Origin of the sequence: Novosphingobium sp. (assembly GCF_027489515.1) — a bacterium.
Classification (GTDB): Bacteria; Pseudomonadota; Alphaproteobacteria; order Sphingomonadales; family Sphingomonadaceae; genus Novosphingobium.
Window position 1 is genome coordinate 268,835 of record NZ_JAIXZS010000083.1, and the last position, 8,518, is coordinate 277,352.

The window sequence follows — 8,518 nt, forward strand, 5'->3', positions numbered from 1 at the left end:
GGGGGTGGCTCCCTGAGTAGGATTCGAACCTACGACCACTCGATTAACAGTCGAGAGCTCTACCGCTGAGCTATCAGGGACCAGACCCGGTTGCCCGGGGCAGGAGCGGGCTAATAGCAGGCGTTTCGGGTTTGGCAAGCGCCTGATTGCCCAAAAATCCACACCATCGTCACACCAGGAACTGCTCGGCGAAAATCCGTTCGTCGAGGCTCTTGCCCTTGTCGAACAGGAGCGTCAGCCGGTGCTCGCGCGCAGCGCTCACGCGCACTTCGCTAATATCGCGCACTTCCTTCTGGTCAGCCACAACCGACACGGGTCGCTTGGCCGCCTCCAGCGAGCGGAACAGGATCTGGCAGCTTTCGGGCAGGATCGCGCCGCGCCAGCGCCGCGGACGGAAGGGGCTGATCGGGGTGAGCGCGAGCATCGCGCTGCCCAATGGCAGGATCGGCCCGTTGGCGGAAAGGTTGTAGGCGGTCGAGCCCGCAGGCGTTGCCACCAGCACACCGTCGCAGGAAAGCTCGGGCATACGGACCTTGCCGTTGACGGAAACTTCGAGCTTCGCCGTCTGGCGCGTTTCGCGCAGCAGCGAGACTTCATTGATCGCCCAGGATGAATACTGCTCGCCGGTCTGGGTAATCGCTTCCATCCACAGCGGCGCCACCGCGACACCGCGTGACTTGGCGACCCTCTCGGCTATCGGGCGTGTGGCCTTGTGCCGGTTCATCAGGAAACCGACGGTGCCGAGATTGAGTCCGTAAGCCGGGATCACCCGGCCGGTATCGAGCATGTGGTGCAGCGTCTGCAGCATGAAGCCATCGCCACCGAGCACGACGGCAATATCGGCTTCTTCAAGCGGCACCCAGTCATGTGAGGCCGTAAGCGCCGCTTCTGCTTCCTGAGCGCGGTCGGTAGGTGAGGCGAGCAGCGCCAGCCGGGGGCTATCGGGCATTGGTAAAGCTCTCCTCGCGCGTCGCGCTGTTTTTCGGCGTCTGCCGCGCAACTGATATGGAGCGACCCAAATCGGTGCAATGCCAAATGGCACAGCATGGATGATTTCGCCGATCCGATCGCCTAAGACGGCAGGAATGACTGGCACCGTACTTCTTCCCGGGCACGACCGCGACGTGCTGACCGGCCTTCCCGGGCTGGAAACCGCGGCCTTGTGGCTCGACCGTGCAGGCGACACCGGCTTCGTCCAGGCGATGATGGTAAGCCTGCAGCGGCTCCCGGCGGTTAATCTGGCCTATGGCATGGCTGGCGGGGACCACGTACTGGTGGAAGTCGCGCGGCGGCTCAGGGATTTCGTGGCTGACGAGCTTGGCCCCCAGGCCCTCGTCGCGCGGGCGGCGGGCGGCGCGTTTCTGGTCGCGAGCCGCGCGGCGCTCTCGCGCGAGCGGTGGCAGTGGCTGGCCGAGGCGCTGGGCCGCGCGATCGCAAGGCCGCTGATGGTCGAGGGCGAACGGCTGAGCCTCGCGCCGCGCATGGCGCTGCTGCGGGGGCGCCAGGGCGAGACCGGGGCCGCGCTGCTCGACCGGCTTGATCAGGTCTCGGGTGATCTGCAGCGGCGCAGCGGGCGCCGCGTGCTCTGGGCCGATGGCAGCCATCCCGCACGCGGCCGCAGCGCGGCGAGCCTTGAGGGTGACCTCCTCGGCGCACTGCACCGCGACGAGATCATGGTGCTGTTCCAGCCGCAGTTTCATGTCGGCACCGGTTTGCTGGCCGGGGCGGAAGCCCTCGCACGGTGGGAGCATCCCAGCTTTGGGCGGATCTGCGCCGAGACACTGTTTGCCGTGGCCGACCGCGGCGATCACGTGGCGCAGCTTTCGCGCCATATCGGCAAGCGCTCGCTCGCAATGGCTGCCGCCTGGCCGCAGAACCCCGGAATGCCGCTGCGGCTCTCGCTCAACGTCACGGCCGAGGACTTTGCGGTGGGCGATTTCGCAGCAACCCTCAAGGCGGCGCTGGACTCAAGTGCGTTTCCGGCGGAGCGGCTGACCATCGAGATCACCGAGCAGACCCTCATCAGCGATTTCGAAGCCTGCGCTGCGGCACTGCGCGAATTGGCGACGCTGGGCGTCAGTGTGGCGCTCGATGATTTCGGGACCGGCTTCTCAAATTTCCGCGCGCTGAAGGCGTTGCCGCTCGATGCGCTCAAGCTCGATCGCTCGCTGGTCTGCGACATCGAACACGATGCGCGCGACCGGGCGATCCTTTCGGCGATGGTGGCCATGGCGCGTGCACTGGGGCTGAAGGTGATTGCCGAAGGGGTGGAGACGGCGGGGCAGCTGGCAATCCTGCAGGACGAAGGGTGCGACCTCTTTCAGGGGTTCCTGCGCTCCGGGCCGATTGCGGCCGAGGACTTTGAAGCGCTGGCCGCGGGCGACCGCTGAGCTGCCGCTTCAGGACAGCTGGACACAAGGCATGTGTCAGAACCACGAGACGAGCAGGCCTGGCCTTGGACAATGGGGAGCGGTGCGCAGCACCGCCCGGGCTCCGCAGCGAATGCGAGAGGCATGGCGTACTCTTGTTAGTCGACGCAAATAGATCGCGGCCTCTCGGGGGAAGCCCCGGGTCGATCAATCGCGGTAAAGCCGCAGCGCTGCGGCAGGAAGGCCATACATGCGGCGGAACGAGCGGCTGAAATGCGCTGAGTCTGCAAAACCCGCCTCGTGTGCCGCCTCTGTCAGCGAATGGCCTGCCGCATAGAGTTCGACCGCGCGTTCGATCCTGAGCCAAAGCACATAAGACTTGAACGGCAGCCCGGTCTGAGCGGCAAACAGGTGGCGCGCTCTACTTGGCGACAGACCGACCTTGGCCGACGCAGCAGGCAAGGTCACAGGGCCATCAAGATGGTGCCGGGCATAATCGAGCATCGCGAGCACACGGGCATCAGGCATCATGAGGTCGGCGGCAGTGGGGAGGGTAGCGAGAATAGCCTTGCCGATGCGTCGCATCTCCGAAGCGGAACCGGCGCCGGCGTTGCATGCGCGCAGTGGCTCCAGCGCTGCGGCGAGCGGGCCATCGGTTATCTCTGCCCAGAGATGCTCTGCGAAATACTGCCGCGAAAGCGCGATGCCGACCGCGCTTTCGGGGGCGATGAACAGGAAAGCGACCGCGCCGCTGGCCCGGAAGCCGTGCAACGCATCGGACGCCACGGCGGCAACCGGTCCTGCAAGTTTCTCCTTGCCCAGATTGATCTCGAACCAACCGTGGAGCTGAAAGGTGATCTGGATCGCGTGGTGGGCATGGAGGTGCAGGTTCGCAGTCTCCGAGCCCTCCATGATCCAGAGCGCGGCTCCTTCCCAGATAGCGATCCTGCCTCGTCCGGCGATCAATGTGGTGCCTGCTCCGTCTGATGGACTGCCCGGGCGCCGTGACGCATGCGGCCTTACCGTGCAATTTCAGCCGCTACGTTCAATCGCCCGGACGAATCCTACCATAGTTGGAGCGCTCCACCAACCAAACCGGAGGACTTGAACCATGACCGATACCTGCAACTGCAACCCTTGCACCTGCGCTCCCGTCTGCAAGTGCGCCGCCGCACCGAAGGCTTGCAACTGCGGCCCCTCTTGCCAGTGCCGCAAGGGTGACTGCACCGCGAAGTGACGTCAGGCGGGGCGAAGCGCCGACCGGTTCGGACGGTTGCGCTTCGCCCCACGTCCTGCGAGCCGGGCCTTGCCCTGATTTGATTCATACGGACACTTCGCGGTTGTTCGTCGCGCGCAAAGTCCGCAAGATTGCATGATGGCCATCGACCACCGCCTTGCGACTTACGGCACGCTCGCGCCCGGACGGGTGAACCACCACCAGCTGGCCGGGCTGACTGGCACGTGGACGACTGGCATGATCCGGGGCCGGCTGATCGAAGCGGGGTGGGGTGCGGCGCTGGGTTATCCGGCGCTCGTGCTGGACGAGGCCGGGGAAACCATCGAAGTCCATCTGTTTACCTCGTCTGATCTGCCCACGCATTGGGATCGGCTCGATGCTTTCGAGGGCGCGGAGTACCGGCGCGGGGAGGTGCTGGTCGAGACGCCGGAGGGCCCAGTGGCAGCCTGGATCTACCTGTCGGCGTTCTGAGGGGTAGCTTGCGTTTAATCGCTCGATTAACTAGCCTCCTGCAATTGTCAGCCGGCAGACAACGCCCGGCCATTGGGAAGAGGCATGAACATGGCGCAGGGCGAATTCGATTACATCGTGATCGGGGCAGGAAGCGCAGGCGCAGTGCTCGCAGCGCGGCTTTCCGAAGACCCCGCCGCGCGGGTGCTTCTGCTGGAGGCAGGCGGGCCGAACACCTCCGTGCTGGTACGCATGCCGGCGGGCGTCGGCACGCTGATCAAGCAAAAGAGCAAGCACAACTGGGGATTCTGGAGCGAGCCCGAGCCGCACATGGACGGGCGCCGGATGTGGCATCCGCGCGGCAAGGGGCTGGGCGGGTCCTCGGCCATCAACGGGATGGTCTATGTGCGCGGCCATGCCCGCGATTACGACCAATGGCGGCAGCTGGGGCTTGAGGGATGGTCGTATGCCGATGTGCTGCCCTACTTCCGCAAGGCCGAGGACAACTGCCTTGGCGAGAATGAATTCCACGGCGCGGGAGGCCCGCTCAAGGTCAATTGGGGTGAGCAATCGGACCATCCGCTCTACACGAGTTTCCTGGCCGCCGGGCAGCAGGCGGGGCATCCCTTGACCGAGGATTTCAACGGCACGAGCCAGGAAGGCTTCGGCCGCTATCAGCTGACCATCAACGACGGACAGCGCTGGTCTGCAGCGCGCGGCTACCTGACCCCGATCATGGGCACCCGCCGCAACCTTGAGGTGGTGACCGGCGCGCGGGTGCACCGCATCGTGATCGCGAACGGACGCGCGGCGGGGGTGGAATACTCGCTCGGGCCGGGCAAGCCGGTGCAGACCGCGCAAGCGAGCCGCGAAGTCCTGCTTTCAGCCGGCGCGTTTCAGTCTCCGCAGATCCTGCAGCTTTCGGGCGTCGGCGATCCCGAAAAGCTGAAGGCCGCGGGGGTGGCGCCGGTTCATGCGTTGCCCGGGGTGGGCGCGAACCTGCAAGATCACCTCGATGTCACGCTCAATTGGGCCACGACGCAGCCCGTCTCGCTTTACCACCAGATCCGGGGCTGGCGGCAGTACAAGGTGGGGCTGCACTATCTGCTGACCGGCAAGGGCGGCGGGCGACAAAACGGCCTCGAAGCCGGCGCCTTCCTCAAGTCGCGCCCCGATCTCGACCGGCCGGACCTGCAGCTGCATTTCGTGATCGCGATTATGCAGGAGCACGCCAAGGTGCGGGTGGAGCGCGACGGGTTTACCGTCCATGTCTGCCAGCTGCGGCCGGAAAGCCGGGGCACCGTCGGGCTGCAGAGCGCCGATCCTTATGCGGACCCGGCGATCCTCGCCAACTTCCTCGCGACCGAGGAAGACCGGCGCGTGGTGCGCGAAGGCATCCGGATCGCCCGGGAAGTCGTGGCACAGGATGCCTTTGCCCCTTATCGCGGAGAGGAAATCTGGCCGGGGCCGGCGGTGCAATCGGACGAGGATATCGACGCCTGGGTTCGCGCGCGGGGCGAGACGATCTATCACCCCGTCGGCACCGCGAAGATGGGGCACTCGAGCGACCCGATGGCGGTGGTCGACAAGGACTGCAAAGTGATCGGCCTCGAGGGCCTGAGGGTCGTCGATGCCTCCGTCATTCCGCTGCTGATCGGCGGCAACACCAATGCGCCGACGATCATGATTGCTGAGAAGATCGCCGATGTGATCCGGGGACGGGCAGTGCTGGCGGCGGCGGCATGAAGGCCTGAGCTGCGCTTACTCGTCCTCGTCCGGAGGGCGCTTGGCCCAGAAGGTACCAGTTTCGCCCAGGCTCCGGCCATAGGCAAAGAGGCCGCGCATGAAGGCGGTATCGAACAGGTTCTTGCTGTTCGCCGGGTAGTCCTTGCCGATGAAGCTGAGGTTGAAATCGATGCCTTGCGCCTTGGCGTAGAGGTAGCTGAGGTTCACCGTGCTCGCCGTCGCGCGCCGCAAATTGAGCGAGATGGCCTGGCTCGCGATGGGCACGGTGCGGGGCTTCACCAGCTTGAATTCGCCGTTCAGCTTGTTGTTCACGATCATGTACATGTGCAGCGGGCGCGCGGCGGCGGGGACCTGACCGGTCACGATCGCCTCATCCGGGAGGGTGAGGATCTGCGCGGTCGTTCCGCCATCGACATGCATCTCGCTGATCGTGCGCCCGCCCGCCTCGGCCTTGATCATCACCGGCGGGAAGAACGCGGGGATCGCCGAGGAGGCCAGCAGGACCTGCCGGAACAGGCCGTAGCGCCCCGGCGCCTTGCTCGCGGCAATTGCGCCCATGTTCCAGATCACCATGCGCTGCGCATCGAGATTGGCCGTGCCGACGAACAGCCGCCGCCCCCGCGTGTGCTCCGCACCGATCTGGTCTATGAGGGCATCGGTCAGCACCGTCTCGATCATCCGCGCGAGCGGCTTGGTGCTGGCGATGCTGGGGGAAAGCGGAATGACGAGGGGAAAGCGGTTCTTGTAGATGTTCTTCGCGGAAATGCCGGTGAACAGCGCTTCGAGCGTCGCATCCTGATCGGAACCGAGAAAGGCGAAGGGCGCGATGAGCGCGCCGGTGCTGACCCCGGTGACGACCGCGAATTCAGGCCGCGTGCCGGACTTGGTCCAGCCCTCGAGCAGCCCCGCGCCATAGGCCCCGTTGTCCGAGCCGCCGGAGAGCGCGAGCATCGAGCGTTCGCCCTGCGCGCCGGCATAAGCCGGCGCCATCAGCCGCGCGGCGCCCGGCGCATCGGCCCAGAAGCGCGCCTGCGGCATGCCGGGGATGGTTGCCTCGGCCTGCTGGCGTTCGTTGAAGGGTTCGCGGTGGATCGTGGCGCAGCCTGAGAGCGCAAGGCTGGCGGCGAGGAAGACGATTTTGATGAATGAGGGCCTGATGGATGCGGGCAAGCGTGGTTCTCCGTTCGAGAGCAGCGCTTAGCACAAGGTCGCAGGATCGGGGCATGGTATCGCGCAGAGGCCCGCTACGCGCTGCGTGCGGCTCTGCGCCAACCTATCGCTGGCACGGCCTTTGGTGCATGCAAGGGGCGACCGCCCGGCACCCTTGAGGAGAGAACGCGCCATGACCGTCAAAGTGATAAGCATGGAGCCCGATCCGCTGGCGCCCTATGCGATTTCGCCGGGGTGGCAGGTGGGGAACCTGCTGTTCCTTTCGGGGCAGGCGGCGATCAGCCCGGAAGGCGCGATCGTCGGCGTGGGCGATTTCGAGGCACAGCTGGCGCAGACGTTCGCCAATATCGACGCCGTGCTGGCAGCGGGCGGGAGCGACCGCAGCAAGATCGTGAAAGTGACGATCTACCTGACCGACATGGGCAACTTCCCGGCCATCGTGGAAGCGCGGCGCAAGTACTTCACGCCGCCATGGCCGGCGGACACGATTGTGGAGGTGAAGAGCCTCGCGCTGCCAGAGCTGATGGTGGAGATTGATGTGATTGCGGTGGTGGGGTGAGGGGGCCGCATGGGCATTTTTCAGGCACAAACCCACATTTGTGGTAATGTGGGTGTGTGCAGAGGAGTAACCCCATGAGTCGGCTGACCATCGACCTTTCCGATCAGCAGCACCAGAGCCTGAAGGCGCTGGCGGCGCTGCAGGGCAAGACGATCCGGCAATACGCCATCGAACGCCTGTTCCCCGCACCGGCGGAGGACGATTCTGCGTGGCAGGACCTGAAGTCCTTGCTCGGCCAGAGGATTACAGAGGGCCTTTCGGGCAAGGTCTCACCCTCAAGCCTTGCCGTCATCGTCGATGAGGAACTGGCTGAGGGCAGCCGCGCTTGAGCGCACATTATGTGCTGACGCTGGCGGCGGAGGCCGACTTGCGCGGCATTGTGCGCTACACCCGCAAGGAGTGGGGTGATGCTCAGGCCCGCCGGTATGCCGCCCAGCTTGAGCGCGGCATTGAAGCGGCGGCAAGCGGGCAAGGTGCGTTCAGAGACATGAGCGCGCTCTATCCGGGGCTGCGGATGGCGCGGTGCGAACATCACTTCATCTTTGTGCTGCCACGCGATGGTGCGCCCGCGCTCGTCGTGGCAATCTTTCACGAGCGGATGGATTTGATGGTGCGGCTGCAGGAGCGATTGTAGGTTTGGGTTGTGGGTGTTGTGGAGGGGTTTGGGGATTGTTGCACCTGTCCCCGTAATCCTAGGGGCTCTCTGCAACGAAGATGAACGCGACGCCTTGCTCATTGAGAAGCCCGGCACAGATATGTGATTTCTTATCGGCCGATGAAATTATGTGATTGTCTAGGAGGGCTACAATTTTGCGAAGCCATTGAGTGATGGCGTCAAGGTCTACATCAGGCCCAGAGCGTGCCTCATTTAGGCTCAGGACCTATTAAAATGCTTGCGTAGCGTGCGATCAGTTGATTCAATGACGGCGCTGAGGAGGCGTTGTCATGAGCGATTTGATCTGGTTGTCAGAGGCGCAGATGCGCCGG

The 8,518-nt window shown here is 64.9% G+C and carries 9 protein-coding genes and 1 tRNA gene; 6 read left to right on the top strand and 4 right to left on the bottom strand.

Features of this window, described 5'->3' with window-relative positions:
- Positions 1-5 precede the first annotated feature (5 nt).
- A tRNA-Asn gene (locus tag Q0082_RS15100) sits at positions 6-80 on the bottom strand.
- Between the two features lie 89 nt (positions 81-169).
- Positions 170-949: an NAD kinase gene (locus tag Q0082_RS15105; protein WP_298194167.1), complete on the bottom strand. Its 780-nt coding sequence runs from the start codon at positions 947-949 to the stop codon at positions 170-172.
- Positions 950-1,085: 136 nt separating this feature from the next.
- On the opposite strand from Q0082_RS15105, the gene Q0082_RS15110 reads away from it, so the two are divergent.
- Complete coding sequence (locus Q0082_RS15110; protein ID WP_298194169.1) at positions 1,086-2,390, top strand: bifunctional diguanylate cyclase/phosphodiesterase; 1,305 nt, start codon at positions 1,086-1,088, stop codon at positions 2,388-2,390.
- Positions 2,391-2,576: 186 nt separating this feature from the next.
- Here the strand turns inward: Q0082_RS15110 and Q0082_RS15115 are convergent, their stop codons facing one another.
- A complete protein-coding gene (locus Q0082_RS15115; protein ID WP_298194172.1) occupies positions 2,577-3,281 on the bottom strand; it encodes an AraC family transcriptional regulator in 705 nt (234 codons plus the stop codon).
- Between the two features lie 460 nt (positions 3,282-3,741).
- Here Q0082_RS15115 and Q0082_RS15120 point away from each other — a divergent pair, with 460 nt between their 5' ends.
- Positions 3,742-4,077, top strand: a complete 336-nt coding sequence (locus Q0082_RS15120; protein WP_298194174.1) for a gamma-glutamylcyclotransferase — start codon at positions 3,742-3,744, stop codon at positions 4,075-4,077.
- An 84-nt stretch (positions 4,078-4,161) separates the two neighbouring features.
- Positions 4,162-5,802 carry a choline dehydrogenase gene (locus Q0082_RS15125; RefSeq protein ID WP_298194176.1) on the top strand — a complete coding sequence of 547 codons (1,641 nt, stop codon included), beginning with the start codon at positions 4,162-4,164 and terminating at the stop codon, positions 5,800-5,802.
- Between the two features lie 15 nt (positions 5,803-5,817).
- Here Q0082_RS15125 and Q0082_RS15130 read toward each other — a convergent pair whose 3' ends face one another.
- Complete coding sequence (locus tag Q0082_RS15130) at positions 5,818-6,972, bottom strand: patatin-like phospholipase family protein (protein ID WP_298194179.1); 1,155 nt, start codon at positions 6,970-6,972, stop codon at positions 5,818-5,820.
- 172 nt (positions 6,973-7,144) lie between these two features.
- Between Q0082_RS15130 and Q0082_RS15135 the strand changes: the two genes are divergently transcribed.
- From Q0082_RS15135 to Q0082_RS15145, 3 genes are all read left to right on the top strand, one after another.
- Positions 7,145-7,531, top strand: a complete 387-nt coding sequence (locus Q0082_RS15135; RefSeq protein ID WP_298194184.1) for a RidA family protein — start codon at positions 7,145-7,147, stop codon at positions 7,529-7,531.
- A 74-nt stretch (positions 7,532-7,605) separates the two neighbouring features.
- Complete coding sequence (locus tag Q0082_RS15140) at positions 7,606-7,860, top strand: antitoxin (RefSeq protein WP_298194186.1); 255 nt, start codon at positions 7,606-7,608, stop codon at positions 7,858-7,860.
- An 11-nt stretch (positions 7,861-7,871) separates the two neighbouring features.
- Positions 7,872-8,165 (top strand): type II toxin-antitoxin system RelE/ParE family toxin, encoded by a 294-nt coding sequence (locus Q0082_RS15145; protein WP_298194189.1) that lies wholly within the window; start codon positions 7,872-7,874, stop codon positions 8,163-8,165.
- Positions 8,166-8,518: the final 353 nt, after the last annotated feature.

Bases quoted from the DNA above. Each gene is read 5' to 3' on its own strand.
- Q0082_RS15140 (WP_298194186.1), top strand. From the start codon at position 7,606: ATGAGTCGGCTGACCATCGACCTTTCCGATCAGCAGCACCAGAGCCTG.
- Q0082_RS15115 (WP_298194172.1), bottom strand. From the start codon at position 3,281: ATGGAGGGCTCGGAGACTGCGAACCTGCACCTCCATGCCCACCACGCG.
- Q0082_RS15135 (WP_298194184.1), top strand. From the start codon at position 7,145: ATGACCGTCAAAGTGATAAGCATGGAGCCCGATCCGCTGGCGCCCTAT.
- Q0082_RS15110 (WP_298194169.1), top strand. From the start codon at position 1,086: ATGACTGGCACCGTACTTCTTCCCGGGCACGACCGCGACGTGCTGACC.
- Q0082_RS15120 (WP_298194174.1), top strand. From the start codon at position 3,742: ATGATGGCCATCGACCACCGCCTTGCGACTTACGGCACGCTCGCGCCC.
- Q0082_RS15125 (WP_298194176.1), top strand. From the start codon at position 4,162: ATGAACATGGCGCAGGGCGAATTCGATTACATCGTGATCGGGGCAGGA.
- Q0082_RS15105 (WP_298194167.1), bottom strand. From the start codon at position 949: ATGCCCGATAGCCCCCGGCTGGCGCTGCTCGCCTCACCTACCGACCGC.